14 protein-coding genes and 1 pseudogene are annotated in these 21,255 nt (G+C 43.4%); 5 read left to right on the top strand and 10 right to left on the bottom strand.

Annotated features, from left to right (window positions below):
- Nucleotides 1–88: 88 nt before the first annotated feature.
- Both QL919_RS02170 and QL919_RS02175 read right to left on the bottom strand, forming a co-directional pair.
- Nucleotides 89–1,549, bottom strand: coding sequence for an imelysin family protein (locus QL919_RS02170; protein ID WP_290187945.1), 1,461 nt, complete (start codon nucleotides 1,547–1,549; stop codon nucleotides 89–91).
- Nucleotides 1,550–1,857: 308 nt separating this feature from the next.
- Complete coding sequence (locus QL919_RS02175) at nucleotides 1,858–2,514, bottom strand: OmpA family protein (protein ID WP_290187946.1); 657 nt, start codon at nucleotides 2,512–2,514, stop codon at nucleotides 1,858–1,860.
- A gap of 648 nt (nucleotides 2,515–3,162) precedes the next feature.
- Here QL919_RS02175 and QL919_RS02180 point away from each other — a divergent pair.
- The 5 genes from QL919_RS02180 to minE all read left to right on the top strand — a co-directional run bounded on the left by QL919_RS02180 (nucleotide 3,163) and on the right by minE (nucleotide 8,027).
- Nucleotides 3,163–4,125 carry an acyltransferase gene (locus QL919_RS02180; protein ID WP_290187947.1) on the top strand — a complete coding sequence of 321 codons (963 nt, stop codon included), beginning with the start codon at nucleotides 3,163–3,165 and terminating at the stop codon, nucleotides 4,123–4,125.
- A gap of 254 nt (nucleotides 4,126–4,379) precedes the next feature.
- Nucleotides 4,380–5,474, top strand: coding sequence for a hypothetical protein (locus tag QL919_RS02185; protein WP_290187948.1), 1,095 nt, complete (start codon nucleotides 4,380–4,382; stop codon nucleotides 5,472–5,474).
- A 148-nt stretch (nucleotides 5,475–5,622) separates the two neighbouring features.
- Entirely contained in the window at nucleotides 5,623–6,471 is an 849-nt protein-coding gene (gene minC / locus QL919_RS02190) for a septum site-determining protein MinC (RefSeq protein ID WP_290187949.1), read from the top strand.
- Between the two features lie 450 nt (nucleotides 6,472–6,921).
- Nucleotides 6,922–7,734 (top strand): septum site-determining protein MinD, encoded by an 813-nt coding sequence (gene minD / locus QL919_RS02195; protein WP_290187950.1) that lies wholly within the window; start codon nucleotides 6,922–6,924, stop codon nucleotides 7,732–7,734.
- A gap of 2 nt (nucleotides 7,735–7,736) precedes the next feature.
- Entirely contained in the window at nucleotides 7,737–8,027 is a 291-nt protein-coding gene (minE, locus tag QL919_RS02200) for a cell division topological specificity factor MinE (protein ID WP_290187951.1), read from the top strand.
- 253 nt (nucleotides 8,028–8,280) lie between these two features.
- Here minE and QL919_RS02205 read toward each other — a convergent pair whose 3' ends face one another.
- The 8 genes and pseudogenes from QL919_RS02205 to QL919_RS02240 all read right to left on the bottom strand — a co-directional run bounded on the left by QL919_RS02205 (nucleotide 8,281) and on the right by QL919_RS02240 (nucleotide 21,087).
- Complete coding sequence (locus tag QL919_RS02205; protein ID WP_290187952.1) at nucleotides 8,281–8,808, bottom strand: cytochrome b; 528 nt, start codon at nucleotides 8,806–8,808, stop codon at nucleotides 8,281–8,283.
- 121 nt (nucleotides 8,809–8,929) lie between these two features.
- Nucleotides 8,930–9,442, bottom strand: coding sequence for a hypothetical protein (locus QL919_RS02210; protein ID WP_290187953.1), 513 nt, complete (start codon nucleotides 9,440–9,442; stop codon nucleotides 8,930–8,932).
- Between the two features lie 17 nt (nucleotides 9,443–9,459).
- Entirely contained in the window at nucleotides 9,460–10,464 is a 1,005-nt protein-coding gene (locus QL919_RS02215) for a chemotaxis protein CheB (RefSeq protein WP_290187954.1), read from the bottom strand.
- A complete protein-coding gene (locus QL919_RS02220) occupies nucleotides 10,454–17,392 on the bottom strand; it encodes an Hpt domain-containing protein (protein WP_290187955.1) in 6,939 nt (2,312 codons plus the stop codon). The genes QL919_RS02215 and QL919_RS02220 overlap by 11 nt, the downstream gene beginning before the upstream one ends.
- A 55-nt stretch (nucleotides 17,393–17,447) precedes the next feature.
- Nucleotides 17,448–18,515: a CheR family methyltransferase gene (locus tag QL919_RS02225; protein ID WP_290187956.1), complete on the bottom strand. Its 1,068-nt coding sequence runs from the start codon at nucleotides 18,513–18,515 to the stop codon at nucleotides 17,448–17,450.
- A gap of 128 nt (nucleotides 18,516–18,643) precedes the next feature.
- Nucleotides 18,644–19,831 (bottom strand): annotated as a pseudogene (locus QL919_RS02230) (methyl-accepting chemotaxis protein); the annotation flags it as partial.
- A gap of 359 nt (nucleotides 19,832–20,190) precedes the next feature.
- The gene (locus QL919_RS02235) at nucleotides 20,191–20,721 is read right to left on the bottom strand and encodes a chemotaxis protein CheW (protein WP_290187958.1); all 531 of its coding nucleotides are present in this window, start codon (nucleotides 20,719–20,721) and stop codon (nucleotides 20,191–20,193) included.
- A gap of 3 nt (nucleotides 20,722–20,724) precedes the next feature.
- Complete coding sequence (locus QL919_RS02240) at nucleotides 20,725–21,087, bottom strand: response regulator (protein ID WP_290187959.1); 363 nt, start codon at nucleotides 21,085–21,087, stop codon at nucleotides 20,725–20,727.
- Between the last annotated feature and the right edge of the window lie 168 nt (nucleotides 21,088–21,255).

Here is a 21,255-nt window from a genome sequence, read left to right on the forward strand (position 1 = left end):
CTTCTACAAATATATCTCTCATCAGCTTGTAGTGATTTATCAGACATTATTGATAGCATTAAATGGTTCTACCTAAACAGAAACCAGCTTAGAACTGAGAACCTGCGTCCGCATCTAGATTATCAATACCGACCGCTTTTGCCGCGTTTTCGATACCATCAGTCAGCTGCTGTAAGCTGTTAATACCAGCTTCAATCCAGCCACGACGCGTGTTTTGCTCTTCAGCAGAGATACCTTCTTTGCTTGCTTGACCAACGGTTGCAATCATCTCATCAATCTTAATATCTTCTTTCTCACCTTTCTCAACGAGCACGTTAAAGGCATCTTCCACCTTTTTAAAGTCAGCAGCTAACTTATCAGCAGCTTCTTTATGACCTCTATCAACGAGATAGTTTTTGATACCATAGCCACCGACTGTTTTACCAGCGACCGTCTTATAACTGCCGTTAAAGACATTCTGAATACCGCGTGCATTGTTAGCATAGCTAAGGTGCGTCAAATCGCTAAAGCATTCATGCTCATCTTCAGTAGAGCCAGTGACAAAAGCGACTTGCATACGCTCAGAAGCCAGCTCACCAAGTGCCAAGCTGCCCATCTGGTACATGATTTGACGCAGGCCATTGTCATATTTACGCGCTATCAGATCACTACGTAAGGTGTTTTCACTTTCAGGCTGCCACTGGGCTTCCATCGCCGTTAAGTCATCTACCAATAACTGAGTAGCAGCTGTTAAAAAATCGCCGCGACGCTCGCAAATACTAGCATCTTCATTGACTGTATCACCGCTGGTACATTGTCCTGCTTCGGTTACATAATCAGTCACTGGGCGGTTTCCTGCCCCCGCGCTTACGCCATTGGTATCTTGACCCCATAGCATAAACTCAATCGCATGATAGCCAGTGGTCACATTAGCCTCACTTCCACCAATCTCATTCATCTCTGCTAGTAGCTCAGGTGTAATCTTGCTGGTGTCTTGTTTGATACTACCGACCGTGATGCTATCACTATTGATGATATTGTCTTGACTGTTGTACTCGCCTTCATAGCTATCGCTGACATAATCAATCAGCGCTTCATCAAGTGGCCACGCGTTCACCTGCCCTTCCCAGCCATCAACACTACCGATGGCACGCTCATCGTTGGCAGTAACAAAGCCTTCATCAAAACGGAAAATCTCGGTCTGCGAGTATGGATGACGCGCCGCTTTATAAGCCGCTTTTGCCGCATCAAGATTAGCTTGCGTTGGCGTTGCTACATAGGTTTCTACTGCTGTTTGCAGTGCTTTAGCCGTCTCTAACGAGTCTTTATAAGCGGCATGTGCCATGTTTGCATAGCTAATAATTAGTCTGTCAGTATGAGCCTGTTCGGTCGCTGAAAGCTTCGTAGTATCAGTCGCTTCGGTGTTTTGCACTTCTGCCTGTGTGTCAACGTTAGTGTCAGTATTTTCTTCAGTTTGCTTAGTACAACCTGATACCATCAGCAACCCTGCAAGCGCAGCAGCTAAAGTAGTTGGTAAAATCTTACGGCTCGTCACTGTAGTAATCGTCATACACATCCTCAAAAGATATCGCAAAATAAACAGCAGTCGTCAGTTTCAATTAAAAAACACTGCAGTAGTAGAATTATTTTTAAATTATAGAGTTATTGATAATCATTATCAATATTTAATTTTAATTTAATGTCACTTTTTAGGTGCTTTTACTGCTATAGAATTGAGTTATTTGAAAATTTTACAAAGCTATTGAGCTTAATCTATAACATAGCGATATGGTTAATTTAAGACATAAAAAAAAGCCAGCATATCGCTGACTCTTCTTTAAAAAATGCTTAATGCATTTAACTATATAGAGCTATAGATTAGTTTACGCTCTGTGGTGAGTTGATGGTTAGCTCAACACGGCGGTTTTGCTGACGACCATAGTCAGTATTATTATCAGCTACTGGGCGTGATTCGCCGTAAGCGACAACGTTGATACGGTTAGAAGCAACACCGCGAGCAGTCAGATAGTTAGCAACTGAGTAAGCACGGTCACGTGATAGACCCATGTTGTAAGATGCTGCACCTTTGCTATCCGTATGACCTGCAATGTTTACAGTAGTCTGGTTGTACTGATTCATGGTTGATGCAAGCTTATCAAGCGTTGGCTTGAAAGATGAGCTTAATGTTGCATCATCAAACGAGAAAGTAATATTACCAGGCATGACTAGGTCAATGTTACCTGTCGTTGGGTTTTGCTCAACAGTTACGCCAGTACCAGCCATTTGTTGCTCAAGTTGACGAGCTTGACGCTCCATGTAATAACCAACGCCAGCACCTAGCGCCGCACCAATAGCAGCATCACGACCAGTTTTGTCGCCACCAGTTGCTTTAGAAATCGTTGCACCACTAGCTGCACCAACCAAACCACCTAATGCGGCTTTGTTTAGACGTTGCTGTCCAGTGTTAGGATCTGTTGCACAACCACTAAGTGCTAGACCTGATGCTACTGCTGCAATCATTAATTTGTTACGCATAATATTTCCTCTTAAATTTAAAATTTATAGATAAATTGTACTTTTTATAAAGATTTTCCATTAATCTTCTTTGGGTGCTTATCTACACTCTTTATTAGTATGGCAATTACAATCTAACTATGTGTAATATTTTGTCACACCTATGTATGAAAAGTGCAGAATGATTTTAGAGTGTTGTATAGCGATAATAATGACTTTTTTGATCATTATAAAACACCCACAACGACTCAAAGTCCTCGTAATCAAATATTCTCATACTAAGTCATGCCTCATAAGCAATACATCGCGAAACTTAATTACAAGCATGTATATTTATGCACTTACTGGCTTTAATCATGTAGTACAGGACAACGATTTTTCGACTTGTTATGACAAGTCACGTTTACACTCGTACACTATGGTCGGTTTCTGCTAAAATTATGCAATTAATATCGGCAGAAGTAAGCTGCATCAGCAGCTTTCATGATAGACAGCTATTTTTATAGGATTCTTAATATTGTCTTAAGAGGTCTTTGATATCTGCCATTAAGTGGTTATTGTCTACTAAAAACACCAATATACTCATAAAACATATCAATAATATTTGAAGACATCAGCTCCAGTAATGGATAACTTATATACTCATAAGATTGACTGAAAGGATTGAGCATGCGACTGACCTCTACTATTAAAAAAATACACGAACGTACTCCTAAGTTGGGAAAGGCGGTCTCGCTAGCGACTGCAACTGGCGTCATCGCAGCCAATAGTTTCGGTGGTAGTATTCCTTTGTGGCTGATGGGCGTGGGAAAAATCGTGACAGGTGCTCCTATCGCAGATAAAACCGTTATTAAGATTGCCAATCATTGGATCAGTAGTAACAATGCCTTAATAGACAATATGCTCCCGCGTAAAGACTGGCGCATCAGCTTGCCAGAGGACGTTCATAGTAACGGCAAATACCTTTTGGTCAGCAACCATCAGTCTTGGGTCGATACCAGTATTGTGCAGTACATTAGCGAAAATCGGCTGCCCCTCACGCGATTTTTCACCAAGTTTGAATTAATCTATATTCCTATTGTTGGTCAAGCTTTTTATTTCCTAGACTTCCCAATGATGCGTCGACATTCAAAAGAAGCCGTGGCAAAAAACCCTGCATTAAAGGGTAAAGACATCGAAGAAGCCAAACGTGCCTGTGCTCTTTTAAAAGACAAGCCTTTTACCTTGTTAAATTACCTCGAAGGCACACGCTTCACTAAGGGCAAACATGCTCAGCAAAAGTCACCTTATACGCATTTGCTCAAGCCAAGAGCTGGTGGTTTATCGCTAGCGATTAATGCTCTCGGTGCAGAGATGGATGGTATATTGGATATGACCATCGTCTATCCTGATGGTGTGCCAAGCTACGGCGACTTATGGAAAGGTAATATCAAGCGCTTAGGCGTTGATGTCAGATATATTGAGATACCTGACTCATTATTTGCCGGCATCCAAAGTGGCGGCTACGAAAATGACGAGGATGTAAAAGCGCAAATGTTCGACTGGGTCGAAAAAATCTGGCGTGAAAAAGACCAGCGCATCACAGACATGCTGGCTGAGTTTGAGAGCAATCCTAAAAATTATGATGCTTAGTGTCAGAGATTAATTGAATAGAGGCGAGAATCAACTTAACCGAGTTATATACACATAGGATATTGCAAGTGAGAGACTGACACGATTTGATGATGAGTTAAACCGGTAATGAAAAATGGGTTGTTTTTTAACCCTATTCATTGATAATGTGAACAGTCAGTTATGCATGGTTTTTGGTGGGTATTTAGTCAAATCGCCTACTATGCGGTTAACTGCTTAATTCTTCACGCCATTATTATCTATAAGGTCTGACTGTGTCCGCCTCTCCCACTACTCGTCCGTATGCAGACTCTACGCCCGTGCCAAATCAGTCTTCTGATCTAGCAGATGGTCAACTGCCACCACCCAATCGTCCGACCCCAAACCGCTTAAAACTCACTTACGATATCGTGATGATTATCGTCATCAGTATCGATCTGTTATTTATCAGTATCGATGCTATTTTGATGAGCAATTTTAGCAGTCATGTCGCAGAATGGCTAAGCATCAGCGAGGCACTCAACTGGTATCAGAATGCTTTACATGACCCTCTACGTACTGCTGGTGGATTTTTTACCATATTTTTAATACTGGAGTTGTTGGTACGCTGGGCCATTGCCATTAAAGAACAAGTTTACTATCGATGGTTCTTTTTTCCTTTTGTGCATTGGTATGAGGTGTTAGGCTGTTTTCCGCAGCTACGCGCATTACGGTTATTTCGAGCAGTGATTATTGGGCGCAGGTTATATCAACTTGGTTATCAGGTGCTCCCACAACCGTGGATTAATAGGATTAAGTTTTACATAAATCTGCTGCTAGAAGAGTTGTCCGACCGAGTCATACTGACGACTATACAGAATTTCCGTCAGCAGCTGACCAACCCTGAAACGCATAAATCTTTTATCGAATCAACGATAGCTCGAAATCGTCATGAGATTGAGGCAGCAGTGCTTTCTGTCCTACGCTCAGAGCTGGCACCAAAGCTGCAGGCGTTGACGGCATCATCAGGTGGTGGCAGCATATTGGCGACTGAGATGGGGAACGCTATCGAAGAAGGCTTGGCCAATACCCATGAGTTACGCCGCTACTTACGTATGATACCCATCGCTGGCAGCTTGATTGAATCGCAACTGCAACATGTGGGGCATAATATAGGTGAAAACGTCGTTTACGCACTGAACAAACGACTGCTTGACCCCGAGCGCTTGGATGTCTTGATGGTGGCTATTGCCAGTGGTATTGCACAAATAGATACCGATAATACCGCGCTGGATACGTTGATTTCTAGTATCATTGATGACAGTTTGACTGAGTTTGAAGCACAGGTAAAAGTACAACAGTGGAAGCATCAAGACATGCTTAACCTATGAGCCATATTTTTAAGCTACTAGCCTAGGGTGTGTCAATCACTTATGGCTTAATAGTTATTTGCAATCACTGTTTGGCAATGGCTCGGTAATAAAAACAGCACCGTGAAGACATCGATACGTTTATCTCTTGAGGATTTAGGATTTATATATGACAGTTTCAGATAATGACAATCAGGCCTCGAGCGCCACGCCAGCATTAGCATTTTTCGGTAAAATGCTGACCTTTTCACGTTTGCAGTTCAGTACGGACGATTTAGTGGCTATCGAAGCCCAGCTTGCGCAAACGCTTAGCAACAAATCGAGCAATATCCCTGTCCTTATCGATAGTGAAGTAGAGCAAGACCTATCAGCGCTAGTAGAGCTATTATGGTCATGGGGCTTACAGCCTATCGGTGTAGTGACAGGTACGTTGGATGCACAAGCGCGCGAGTTACGTTTGGCTATATTCCCTGCTGATGGCAAACGTATCGAGCGTATTTTACCGACCAAGAAGGTCACGACTCAAATTCGTAAGCTCTCAGACGACGAAAGTGCTGATTCAGCAGCTTCAGATAGTAAAACAGATAACAGTGGAGACAACGCTCCCGTAACCAGCGAACCCAACACTGAAACCACGATAGCGGATGTTACCGCTGAGACATTGGTCAGCGCTGAGCATATCACCAGCCTCATTTATGACCAAATGCTACGTTCTGGTCAAAGCCTCAACCATGTCGGTGGTGATTTGATTTTGACCAATAGTGTCAATAGTGGTGCCGAAGCCATCACTGATAATAGTTTACACGTGTATGGCCGTGCGCAAGGACGTTTGGTAGCAGGTGCGACTGGCGACAAAGATGCTCGTATTTTCTGTCAAGTTTTCAATCCTTCATTGGTATCGGTTGCTGGTACGTACTGCCTACGTGATAACTTACCTGAGCATGTGATTGATCGGTCTGTCCAAGTGCGGTTTGTAGAAGGGGAAGGCTTAGTATTTACCGTGATGGATGATGCTTAAGCGACTGGCTGAATCAGTCTATAATTGATATTTTCTTATACGACCGCTTCCAATTAGCTGTCCTTAATTGAGAGAATAAAACTGTTTAGAAATGATTTATAAGAGAGTGTCACTCAGTCAGAATATAGCTGGATTGTTTTATTAATATTGCTGTAAGTTTATTTAACAAAACTGTCCTATGATGTATTGCTGGCTCTGCCACTATTTACCCTATTCATCAGCGCATACTGAGTTATTCTTAAGCATCAATATTCACGAGCAATCGTTAGATAGCGTAGCCTTACAGCATAAACATAAGTAGATTTTTTACTTTAGTATAGACTTGCTATAAATCTTCGTTTATTTATGCTAGGCTACCTTCGCAGGTAGTGCATATATTTTATATGATTAATATAAATGTGCGCTATTTTATATAATAGATATCCCATTGATTCATAGGAGTGTGCCATTGTGGCGAAGATAGTTGTAATCACTTCAGGTAAAGGCGGTGTGGGAAAAACCACGACAAGTGCCTCTTTTGCCGCCGGTTTAGCATTGCGTGGCTATAAGACGGTCGTTATCGATTTTGATGTGGGTCTACGTAATCTAGACTTGATCATGGGTTGTGAAAACCGAATTGTTTACGACTTTGTTGATGTTATTAACGGCAATGCGCGCTTGTCTCAAGCATTGGTTAAAGACAAGCAGCTTGAAAACTTGTATATCCTACCCGCCAGTCAGACACGTGATAAAGACGCTCTGACAGACGAAGGTGTCGCAGAAGTTATGGATGAGCTGTCTAAACAGTTCGACTATATTATCTGTGATTCTCCTGCTGGCATCGAACGCGGTGCACAATTAGCGATGTATCATGCTGATGAAGCAATCATCGTCACCAACCCTGAGATTTCATCAGTACGTGACTCAGATCGCATTATCGGTATTTTGCAAAGCCAGACCAAGAAGGTCGAAGAAAACCAAGGTTCTGTACGTGAGCATTTGGTCATCACTCGTTATAACGCCGAGCGTGCAGCGGCGAACGAAATGATGGATATTGACACCATTTCTAACGACATCCTAAAAGTGCCATTATTAGGCGTTGTGCCTGAAAGCCATTCAGTGCTCGAAGCGTCTAACCATGGTGAGCCAGTGATTCACTATGGCGACTCTGTTGCTGGTCAATGTTATGATGACATCGTTGCCCGTTTCTTAGGTGAAGAGCGTCCGTTGCGTCATATCGATGTGAAGAAAAAGAGTCTACTACAGCGCTGGTTTGGGGGTTAATAATGAGTAAGAAAAAAGGATTTTGGAGTAGCCTATTTGGTACTGACGACAGTAGTAGTGCGGGCAGCGCTAACTTAGCCACTGAACGTCTTAAGGTGATTGTTGCGAGCGAAAATCGCTTAAACAATCGCCTAACAGTTGATCGCATCGAAAAAATGAAACGCGAAATATTAGAAGTGGTCAATAAATATGTCAATGGTGTGCAGATTGATGATGTTAATATCAATCACCGCTCTGAAGACAGCTTAGATGTGTTAGAAATGAATATCAATTTACCTGAGCATAAAAAGTAAACTGGTAAGCTATTCTGCAAAATAGCAGTTTATGACTCATACGAAAAAGCCCTAAGCATCTACTTAGGGCTTTTCTTTGTGCTTATTATGGCAAAGAAGAAGGCATTTTTAAACGCAGCGGTCTTTTTCACAGTAGATTTTCAAGTAGCTATAGTCAAGATATCCTAAATAAGCTACGGTACTGCTGATATCAATATTACTTTTCACTGACTATATTAAGCTGATTTTTTAACACCTATTACTCCTAAGCCAACTACTTAATACGTGCCATTACATTGTCTTTTTTGACAAATTGGTGATACAGAGCAGCACCAACATGTAATACCGTAAAAGCAATAATCATTGGCCAAATAATATCAGTATGTACATCGTTATAAAAACGTGCCAACCCTCTGTCTGGCGTGACAAAAACAGGAATCTGAAAAAGACCAAAAATATCAATCGGTCGACCGCCATATACTGACATTAATACCCCAGCCAGTGGCATCGCAATCAAGATAGCATAGAGAGCAAAATGCGACAATTGAGAGATGATTAACTGCCATTTTGGCATTGCTAACGGTGCCGGTGCTTTGGTAAATATGCGGTTTATCACCCGCGCTATCATCCAAAATAACAAGCTGACGCCAAACGCTTTATGCAGTCCGATATATAGATTGCTATCGAGATTATCGTATAACAGTATCATTATCCAAGTGACTAATAATAAAACCGCACTAACCCAATGAAACAAGCGGCTAGTGACTGACCACTTTGACAAGTTTGAATTCGTATTGTTCATGAGCTGCCCTATTACCCTTATCGCTATTTATAACCAACCAATATACGGATAAGACAGACGCTTATCTAGTAGCAAAAGGAGCTGTTAGGCAATATGTTAACGCCCTACTTTTTACTAGAAGCTAGCTGTCTAAGTCAACCAATTGATGCGCAATTTTTTCCAAATCAGGCACCAAATAGACGGTATCATCGATCATAACCGTTTGAAAAAGGTAGGATAGCACAACATTTTCTGTAAAGCCTGCTTCATTAGCAAGTTCACTATCAGTATCTAATCCTGCTAAGTGCGCAGGAAGGTCAACGTCTTTGACATCAGAGATACGTGCCTGTAGCTGCTGCAGCTCGCCGGCAGTCTGCAACGCCACACGATGCTCTGAGGTGTTGCCTTCTAACACAATCATCTTATCAGGCGTTTGCTCCTGTGATAGCAAATGAAATACAGGAACATCCTGCTGCTGCCAGGCGTACGTTGAAACATTCACACTGTCTCTATATTCATCCACGCTCAAAACCAAGCTGCTCGGAATAATCCAATCAGGCTGGTTAGAGGCTGGAACGATGGTTACCTCAAGCATACCGTTGTTTGTGGTCAGTAAGCTTACTGCCTCAAACGAATGTTTTAAAATCTGTTTCATACATTGCTCGCAATAAGTTAACGCGAAGAGGCAGTCGCTGCCCTTTCACCAATATAATCGGTAAGTTTTTGTGCTAATTCTGCAGGGCTACCCACAAATCCACAATACCCTGAATCCACAATTGCCTGCGGCTGACTCGGACAAGCGCTTAGACTCGGGTCTTGTGCCCACAGTTGGCTGTCATTATCCTGGATAAGATGTAAATATTGAGAGCCATCATTGCCCATGCCTGAAAATATAATATTTATCAGCTCACTACCATAAACGTCACTCGTATTTTTTAGAATCTCGCCAATAGCAGGCTTGTATTCTCCGCTCCATGGCTGATCTAACAATATTACTCGGCCAGTCGAATCACAGACAATCTGCTTGTCAATCGGTGCTATCAGACACTGACCTGCTCGCAGGCGCTGCGATGATGTAATCACCTGACAACGCCATTCATTATGGCGATTCAAAATACGAGGCAACGTTCCAATCATGGTCTGGTTAAAATGATGGGCCAATAAAATACAAATCGGTAGCGTGGGCGATAAGTTATCCAAGAACTCTTTTACCGCACTAGGTCCGCCCATAGACGCACCCAAAAACACTACATAGCGCCACTCTGTATCTACTGTATCGCTCTTATAGACTGGCGTATGTACCAAGGTTGGTAAGGCGAGCATTTGTGCAAGCTTGCGCTTCAACTTGCGCTGCCATTTAGCATAGGGCTGAGCTTCGTTAAGATAAGGTGCTTGGCTAAAACCTACTAAAACCGCAGCAGGTTTGGACGCTGCTGTGACGGTCGCCATATCATCATCGTAATCACTGTCTATCAGCCAAATATCTATGTCTATATCAGAGAGCTCAGGCTTTTGTTTTAGCTGTGCTCGTGACACACAGTCGATTAGAGTAAAGCCGCAACTGCGTACCGTATCTGAAAACGCCATACGCTGATGATGCTCTTCTGCAACGACCAGCACCTTGATACCTTCTTTTGCTATCCCTCTCAGTGCCAAAACACGTGCATTATCCTTCATGAGTCAGGCTGACCTCTTTACCCAGTAGCTTCTGGATTTTATTAAGCAGCTCTGTTTCTTGGAATGGCTTACCCATATAGTCATTTACCCCAATCTCTAGTGCACGCTGACGATGCTTTTCACCAGTTCGTGACGTAATCATAATGATTGGAATATGATGTAAGCGCTGATTGTTTCTGACTTGAGTCGCGACTTCGAAACCATCCATACGCGGCATCTCGATGTCTAGTAATATCATATCCGGCGTGGTCTCTTGCAGGATTTCAATCGCATCGATACCATCTTTTGCGACAGCGACATTGAAGCCTTGACGCTCTAAGAAGCGCGACGTTACTTTACGCACGGTTACTGAGTCATCGACGACCAGTACCGTCGGCTTAGATTGCATACCACCAGATTTTGATACGTCTTTCACCAGTGGTGCATTACGCATCAATGCAATCAGATCCAAGATAGGCATGACCGAACCATCACCCATAATGGTCGCTGCTGAAACGCCTGATAGATTAGACAGTTGCTGACCCAAAGGTTTTACCACAACCTCAATACGTGACCCTGCAATCTGATCGACCTGCAGAGCAATATTCTGTCCGGCACGGTTTTTAATAATAATGAGTGGCAAGCTGGTATTGGTGTTCACCACCAATTCATTCAGCTTATTGCCCGATAAAATTTCGTTTAAATAGCGTACTCGGTAATCGGTATCTTCAAAGTTTAATGTGGCATCACCAGACTGATAGTAATCATACAGCTTTTCTGGGTTGATACGAACCACACGCTCAATCTGTACCAATGGAATCGCATAGTAACGATCTGCTGCACGAACCACCAAGGCATCAGATACTGCCACCGTCAATGGTAGACGCATGGTAAAGGTTGACCCTTTACCGAGCTCTGAAACGACGGATACCGCGCCACCCAACTGACGAACCTCACTAATCACCACGTCCATGCCAACGCCACGGCCGGAGATTTGTGTCACCTGGTTACTGGTACTCAGTCCAGCGTTAAAGATATATTGCATGATATCGAGGTCAGTGAGACTACTGTCATTGGCGTCGATAAGCCCTTGAGAGATAGCTTTATTACGTACAGCATCGACATCGATACCACGTCCATCATCCGCTAACTCAATAACGATTTCGCTACCTTCACGGCGAACATCTAATGTGATACGCCCACTACGCTCTTTGCCAGCTTTTAAACGTGTTGAGGTGTTTTCAATACCATGGTCAACCGCATTACGTAGCATGTGCTCGAGCGGCGAGGTAATACGCTCTAGAATGGTTCTATCCATCTCATCGTCAGCATTGACAATCGTCAAGTCCACCGACTTATTAAGCTCATTCGCTGTCTGACGTACGATACGCTCGAGACGTGGCGTCAAGCGGGTAAACGGTACCATCCTTGAGTTCATCAGACCATCTTGCAGCTCGTTCTGTGTACGCGCAAGTTGTAGCAGCAGGCTCTCGCTATCTCTGGTCTTTTCTAATAAGGTGTGATTAATGTCTACCAAATCCGACGCCGACTCTGATAGGGACTTTGACAGCTGATTTAAGGAGGAGTATTGATCCATCTCTAATGGGTCAAATCCTTCATGGTTAATCAACTCATCATCGATTTGCGATAGAATTTGTGCTTCAAGCTCAGTTTCCATCCGGCGTAGCTGATCGGCTAAACGCTGTACCGTAATACCCATCTCTTCAATACTGTTGGTCAAGCTGCTCATACCCATATCGATACGGGCGCGGTTAATAGCAGACTCACCAGACAGGTTAATCATATGCTCAATCAAACCACCTGAGATACGAATCATCTCGTTATTACTGGTATTCTCTTCTTCCTCACCACTACTCGCTAGCATAGGCGGCATTTGACTGATGTCTTTTTCTAGATACTGAGCGTCTTGTGCTTCTTTAGCGATTAATATTGCTTTGCGCTGTGATTGTAGCGTCTCTTTTGGCACTTGTTTTAGTGCACTTGGGTTTTTAGCAAACTGTTGTAGCGCCTCAATCAACAATGTCGGTGTTGGTGGATTGACATGGTGACTCAACATAAAGGCTGCATCTGCCAACCAGTCATGACAAGCAACTATCAACTCTAAAACTTTTTTGTTGGCTGGACGACGGTTACTGACAAAGTCTTTATAAGTCGCTTCCATCTCATAGGCTAGGTCTGCGATACCATCGGCTGCGACCATTCTCGCCCCACCTTTAATAGTATGCAAATCACGCTGAAGTGCTTGTAGCGCTACCTTGTTGTTTACATCTTTTAAGAATACATGCAGATATCTATTACGGTTAGTAAGTTCTTCAGCCTCCTCTAAAAAGACCTCTAAGATATCAGGATCAGGTAAGCCGTTGGCCCATGATTGCTGAATCATTCTATCTAGAGTGACAGCATCTGTAGACTCATCAGTGCTTTGAGTGCTTTCAATAGTCGTGTTTTGAGTTTGAGCTTCAAAATGATTTTTTGGTACAGGTATAATGAGCTCAACCGCTTCTGGTATTACTTTAGATTTTTCAAGCTGCTGCAACTGCTCAATCAGCTCTGTGGCAAAAAATGATTTTTGATAGCGAACAATGTGTGTGATTTGCAATGACATGGTGTCTTGTACCATTTGCATAATCTTAAGCCACTGTTCTGTTGGCGCTTTTCTGTTGTCTACAAAGGCTTCATAAACACTTTCAGCTTCATGAGTCAAATCGCCAATACTGCGTATACCTGCCATCCGCGCCCCACCTTTGATGGTGTGCAGATGACGTTGTAATACTTTTAGTGCATTGATATTGGTGATGTCAGCGCGCCATTTGTTAAAGCTTTCATCAAGCGCAACGTCAAGCTCTTGGGCTTCTTCCAAGAATATCTCTAACAGCTCTTCATCGGTATCAATAGACTCAAGCTGCAGATCAGGTGCTGCGATAGCAGTGACAGTCCATACTGCTTCATCAGCCGCATCGTCATTCTCAGCAAGTATAGAGATAACTTGCAAGTCTTTAAGGACTTGCGTATCTACTTTTAACGAGGTACTGCCAGCCAAAGCATCGAACAAGCCCACTAATTGCGCATGACCAGCAAGCAATACAGACTGAACGTCCTTGTCTCTCGCTGACTCAGGGTGAGTATTCAAGTAGCGATAAGCACCGCCCAACGCCTCAAGAATTGAGGTGAATTTTGGAAATTCTTGTGCTTTATTGCCAAGGTAATGGATTTGGGTAAGCTGCTGATTTATATAATGCAGAACAGAGTCGATATCAGAATCACTGAGCGCTTCATCCAGCTCCCATTCAGCATCTAACAACTCGTCAATACTGTCATCCAATAACTGCTCTATCGTCGGCTTGTTATCAGGTACAGTATTGGCATCGCTGATGACATACTGCTCACCAAGCATGGCTTGTAGTGATGCTATATCTTGCTGACTTTGCGTATCTACTAGCGAGGTATCTTGTTGCTGCGCACTCTGCTTGTAGTTGTTTAAATAACCGTTGATGAGCGTCGCAGATTGGGCCAATGCCTCTAAATGCTGAGCTGTCATCGCTGTATCTTGCTGTTGTAGAAACTCTAAACTGTGTTCTATCGTTGCACTGACATCGCTAATTGCTGCCAAAGCACTAGAACCAGACGCGCCCCGCAAGGTATGGAATGCTCTTACAATGTCATCAGTGACTTCAACCTGAGACTCACCTCGATGGGCAAGCACAAATTGATCAATATCCTGTAGTAGCGTTTCTGCTTCATCAATAAAGATATCGCAAAATGCTTTTTCTTCTTCAGTTTGAGGCATCAGTATTACTGGCGCCTCTGCCATCATCTCGTTCACAGATTGAATTGAATGCAATGTGCTATCCATCTCAACCATGCCACTGTCATCTAGAGCAGATGCGTCAGATGGTAATACAATATTCTCAATATTTTCAGGCTCAGACGTATTTACTGCTTGCTGATATAAATCAGAGTAGCTAAATTCTTGACCTAACTGCTTACTATAGGCATTGGCACAGGCAACCCATAAGGGGATCATCGCTGAGTAATCTTGACTGTCATTTTCAAACGTCGTTAGCATCGCAGGATAGGCTGCTAATACATCTGAGACAAGCTGGCGTATGTCTGCCGAAGCCACAACCGTATTATCTAGGATACGATTCAGCATGTTTTCGATAGCCCATGCGAGCTCAGCACTGTAGTGAGCACCAACCATACGACCTGAACCTTTTAAGGTATGGAATCCGCGGCGAATATCCGTCAGTCCATTAAGGTCAGTTGGTGATAGTCGCCAATCTTCATATAAAGGCACAATTTCACTCAGTACCTCATCCGCTTCTTCTATAAAGATTTCTTTTATATCAGGATCTGCATCATTAGCATCCGCTGATAGCTGCTCAGTCTCTTGTATAAAGGGCACAAGTACTGTTGGAATATCAAGGTTGGTTAAGGAAATTGATTGAGCACCTACCTCATTATATCTATCAGAACCATCGCTCATCTCTACACTTTCTTGTGGTTCAATTTCTGATAGCTCAATTTCTGACAGTTCTAGGTCATCGGCAGTTGACTGTAAGTGGTTTGACTCTATAGCCGAGAGACTTTCACCAGCTGATTTTTCGTCTGTCACATTATTTTTAACATCAGTCACCGCCGGTTTAACGATAGCGAGCCCAGAATCAACTGGCTGTTTTGTCATCAAATTATGAGTTTGGAGAATGGTAATAGCAGGATCAAAACTTGGCGGCTGTTGTGCGTTAAAATCTTCAACCAACGCTGGTAAGTGCTTTGCGGTGTCCATTACTAGATTGACGACCTCGTCAGTCACTGGCAAGGTTTTATCCAATAGACGATTCATTAGGTTTTCAATCGACCATGCCATTTCACTGATACTAAATGCGCCAACCATTCGGCCTGAGCCTTTGAGCGTATGAAACCCTCTACGAACCTCTGTCAGAGGGGTCAAATCTTGTGAATCTTGTTGCCAGATAGGTAAGAAGTCTTCGAGATCAGCGATCACTTCCGTGACCTCTTCGACAAAGATATCACGAATATCTGAATCCATCTCAAAGTTATCAGGTTTTACTTGCTCACGAGCACGCGCCAATGCGTCACTCTCCGTGTACTCATTTACCATCGGCACATTCTCAATATGTAAATCATCAAGTGCTTGCTCACCAGCCGCTTGGTCGGCCACAGGCGCAATTTCACCACTATCATCATAGCGAACGACATCAGTCGCTACGGGCTTTTGAGTCAGAAAAGTCGCATTGACGGTTTCTGGTGCTTCGATATAAGTATCAAGTAGCATCGCTGCTTGTGCAGTATGCTCATTTGCTAGCGCCAAAAGCTGCTGATCAAAAACCTGCTGCGCCAGATAATCGAGCAATAACTCGATAGAAGTAAGTGCTTTGGCCAATGCTTGAGTCACATCCCAACTCAAAGTGTCAATCTCATGAGTGGCCAATCGTGTGAATATACTGGCGACATTCTCTATCGCTTGGCTAATTGTAGGTAGCCCCATCTCATCAAAAGCTTGAGCAACCTTGGCAAACTCAGCAGCAGCGGGCAGCGACTGGATATTTTGACGCTGTATATACTCATTAAAACTTTGTTTGACATCCTCTACTGTGATGCGAAGCTCACGTAAACCATCACCTGTAACAATCGTCTCATCACTATCTACTGGCTGTTTATCCGCATTTTCCAACATCTCGGATAAGGTTACAAAAGAAGAAGCATCGCCAATCTTTTGAGCAATCGCCTGTTCAGTGTTATAAATAGCGTTATATAGCTCTTGAAGCTTACGCTCAATCTGCCACTGCTCTTGGGTAAATGCCGTCTCTGATAAAAGTGCTTGCTGTATATCTGTCAGTATTAATGCAACCTGTGAGGCATAATAAGTCCAGCCTCGACCCTCAAGCTGACTTTTAATCGTTTGTAACGGTGGTAAAAGCATCTCAGGCTTGTCTAAATTAAAGATAAGCGCTTCAATCTCAGTGAGTATGCGCGGTAAAAACCGTGGTGTCGTCGTCGTATTCTGAGGTAGGTTGTTTAGTATCGATTGCGTACTCTCGCTACTCTGCGAAAGACCGCTTAATTCAATATAAAGGGTGGTAATTAAGTTTTTGACAACACTAGATGAGAGTTCATCTTGCTGCGCACAAGATTCTATTACCTGCTCAAGTTCGCTTAGAATGGGTGCGTAGTTTTCAGGTAAGGGCAAGTCATTATGAGACAAATCGTTTAACCATAGCTCGGTCAAATACCAAAGGCGTTGTACATCACTTTCTTGGGTAGTTTGCCATAGGTATTGACTGACTTTTTCTAGGGTCGCGAGTAAAGAAGGTTGATTGCTATTAGCAACCAATAATTCCTGCACTTGTTGTCGCCACACTACTAACAACTGCTGATACTGATCATCAGCCAAATGAGTCGTCGACCGACTTGCCGGTACTGCTATATCAATGCTGTTGACACTGCTGCCTTCAGCGATTTCTTGGTTTGAGCTAGGATGCTTATCGGCAGATGTTGTAGGAGTTGATAATGAGCCTGTCGCCACACCCAACCGTGATAATGCATTAACAAGCTCTTCTGCTGCTTTATTGATTAGGGCGGCATGATGGCTACCAGTATGCGCATACTGCGTCAGCTCACGCTGTAATAATCGATGTGCGAACTGCCCAATACGGCGATCATCAGCAGAAAAGTCATCGTCAGTTCTGACTTCTGATAGCTTACTAAGTTTGTAGGCTAAGTTGGCCAATAGAGGAAGATTGCTCATAATGAGCGCACCACCAAGTTGATGATACTCCTGTACCATCTGCTCGTAATTAGTGCGGTCAGCGCCTAATTGCCAGCCATCAGATACCTGTGATAATTGCTGATTAAATAGTGGCAATAACCACTCAAGCGTCACTATGTCATTGGGCTGGTTTTTCATAGGTTTATCCTAACTCGTCTAGGCAATAATTCGGCAATAATTTAGGCACTGGTTTTTAGGTTTTTATTTTTTGCCACACATTCACTTGTGGGTGTGCAATACGGCGCATATTTGCAGGACGCCAAAATAACGCCTCACCTGGAGCCAATATAATATATCCACCTACCGCACATTGCTCGGATAGCCGTGCCAAAATATCTCGCTGGTCAAACTTGCGAAAATATAACAGCATATTTTGGCAGATAATGACCTGTTGAAGATGCGCTGTCGGTGGTTGTTGTTCAATAATATTATGTAAAGCAAAGCTGACATACTGCTGCAAATGCGGCGCAACCTGCCAATGTTGCTTAGTCGTTGTGGTTGATGGTTCTACATTCGTTGTCTCAAAAGTAGCTGATTCATCGTTTGTTTTATTTGCTGGCAAAGGATAAATAAACGGCTGGCAACTCTGCGGGATGAGGGACTGTTGCCGTTTTCCGTATTGAGCCAAGGTTGCTTTTTTCAAAGCTTGTTCGCTGACATCGGTACCGAGTATGGCAAAGTCAGTCAACAGCTTGGATGCCAAACTCATGGCAATTGACCAAGTTTCTTGACCACTGGCACAGCCCACGCTCCAAATCCGGAATAAGCCATCATTATGGCAGTTAGCATCATTAGCGTGTTCAAAATGGTGAGCTTTTTCAACAGAGTCAGGTCTTTCAACAGCAGTAGCTGTCATCTGCAGGCGCTGATGCTGATGTTGTAAGGCACATTCTGTCACAAAATCTATAGAGGGCTTATGACGAAAAAAACGACTTTCATGAATGAGCACTTTATCCAGTAATTGCTGACGCAGTTCATCATTTTTTGGTAATTGATACCACAGCTTTTTGGCTGTCAGACCACGTGACATTGCGGTATGATCAATCGCATTTATCAGCCATTGTAGCTGGACATCTGGTAGAACAAATCCAATTTCTTGCTCTATGTATCGCTGCCACTGCTTGGCGTCAAGACTATCATCATGCATCACAGCATTGGCCGACGTCGGAGTGATTGTCTTAACTAGATTGCTGTCTGGTTGAGTACGATTGTCCACGTGACCTACTATGATTGCTGCTGTACGTTTTACTTGTACAGCCATTAATTTTTCTCAATAATGCGCTGACCTTTAGCACCTACTGCGCCAAACACAATTCACTGCAGTAGGTACTAAAAGTGCTTACGAAACGCTTTCTGAGTACGCTTCTTCGTTATCTAGCACTTCTTCTTCTAACATCTCATCTCATCATCATTTGAGATTTTAAAACCTGTTACTGACTCTTGCAGTGCTGCAGCCATCTCACTCAACTCACCAATCGAGCGTGCTGTTGCCATGGTACCTGAAGAGGTCTGTGAGGTAATATCCTGAATGACGTTCATGGTATGTGAGATGTGACCTGCAGACTCAGCCTGCTGCAATGCAGCGTTTGAGATGTTTTGAATCAAGTCAGCCAAGGTGTTTGAAACGCTCTGCACTTCTTCTAGTGCTTCACCAGCATCTTTCGCCAATCGAGCACCACGTACTACTTCGGAAGTCGTTGATTCCATTGAAACAACGGCTTCGTTGGTATCAGCCTGAATGGTTTTAACCAGTGTTTCAATCTGTTTGGTCGCATTGGCTGAACGCTCAGCAAGACGCTGAACCTCATCAGCAACGACCGCAAAGCCTCGACCGGCTTCACCAGCCATCGATGCCTGAATGGCGGCGTTCAATGCCAAAACGTTGGTCTGGTCAGCAATATCGTTAATCAAACCAACGATATCACCAATCTCTTGCGAAGACTCACCAAGACGCTTAATACGTTTTGAGGTTTCTTGAATCTGATCACGAATAACGTTCATACCCTCAATAGAGCGTTGTACGACTTCTGCCCCATTGTGCGCAATAGCAACTGAACGCTGGGCAACGGTTGCAGATTCTGCAGCGTTATTCGAAACCTGGTCAATTGAAACCGTCATCTCATTAATAGCTGCGGACACACCTGCAATCTCTTGCGCTTGATTTTCAGAGGCTTCTGCTAACTCAACGGCATTCATCTGCGTTTGCTCTGATGACTGCGAGACTCGATCAGCGGTACTGTTAATAACCAATACCAACTGACGTAGTTGGTCAATTGCAAAGTTTACTGAGTCAGCAATGGCACCGGTAAAGTCCTCTGATACTGTCGCATTAACGGTCAAATCACCATCTGCCAAATCACCCAGCTCATCAAGTAGACGCAAAATGGCAATCTGGTTACGCTCGTTCTCTTCTTGAATTTGACGAGCACGCTCAGACTCTGCTTCTGCTTCTTGACGACGACGTAAGGTTTCTTTCTCGATTAGCAAACGCTCTGAGCCACCACGTTGCTTGAGTAGCTTATATAGGGCAAAGAAAATGCCTAACATACCTATTACAAGTACAATCACTGGTAAAATTACTGATTGATTAAAGTCAGAGAAATACTGACTCACTGAAGATAAGGAGTTGCCTAGCCAAAACAGACAAGCCACACTTATCACCGCAAAAAGTCCTAGTAATAAGTTCCACTCACTATGAGAATCTCCGCCACCCACTGTTGTATTAGGTGTACCAGCTACAGGTTTTTTTATAACATCACTCATCTTACGTATTCCTTTCAAACAATCATCAAAGTCTTATCGTGACTGACTTTGACAATCTTATTGTTATAAAACAATGATTAACAAAGCCTGTATGAATGCTGACATCCAACCGCATTGTGTCAGTCGCTATTACTCTGCCGTGGTCTAACAGGCAGAGATTCTATTATCGACAGCTATATGGCAGCATCCGTATAGTTCAGATCCTGCGCGAGCAAACTTGGCATAAACACATACCAATCTTGGTCATTTTTATAAAACTTACCATGATTATAGGGAGCAAAGGGCGAGCTTGGCTCGATGGCCTCTGCACGATATTGCTCGTTGGTAAACTGTTCAATACCAATGACTTGATCCACCAGCAACCCTGAAAAGAGATTATCATGATCGATGACAATAACTTTGCGTTGACTCATCTGCGTCAACCGGCTCGGTACTCCTAGAAACTTGGACAAATCCGTCAATGGTAATAAGCGTCCACGAATATTGGCAATACCTAGCATCCAAGGCTTTACTAAAGGCAAGCTTGTATACTCTGGCATGGCCAAGACCTCTGATACTTGCCCCATTGGAGCAACTAAGCGTTGTCCACCAATCTCAAATACCACGCCTTGCCAGTCATACTCTTGCCCACCGCGGCGACCACTTTTACGCGCGCGTGCCAAATCTGCTAATCGCAGAAGCTCAATAAACCCCTTGGATGCCACAAGCTACCCCACTACTCTACGAATGATATCAACCAATCCACGCTCATCAATGGGTTTGGTCATATACTCTTTAGCGCCTTGACGCTTGCCCCAGACTCTATCTGTTTCTTGGTTTTTGGTACTGATCATAATCACTGGAATATGGGCGGTAGTCTTGCCACGGGTAATTTTGCGCGTGGCCTGAAAACCATTCATTTCAGGCATCACCACATCCATCAATATGACATCAGGCAAATGATCAGCGGCCATCTGACAGCCTTGCTCACCGTTGGTCGCCTCTAAAACTTGAAAGTTGTTTTTAGAAAGCATGTCGCGAAATTTCGCCATTTCAGATGGCGAGTCGTCAATGACTAAGACGGTAGTCATAGGTATTTCCTTTTTCAAATATATTATAAAGACCAATTAATACCCCACTCTCAACTTCGAAAGTGATTGAAAAAAGAAGAGCACCTCACTAATCTATTGTTTTCGACCAAGAATACAATGGAGTTGTGAGATGCCCATAGACGAATTTATCATCAATATCTATTTAAT

Source organism: Psychrobacter sp. APC 3426 (assembly GCF_030408035.1).
Lineage (GTDB): Bacteria > Pseudomonadota > Gammaproteobacteria > Pseudomonadales > Moraxellaceae > Psychrobacter.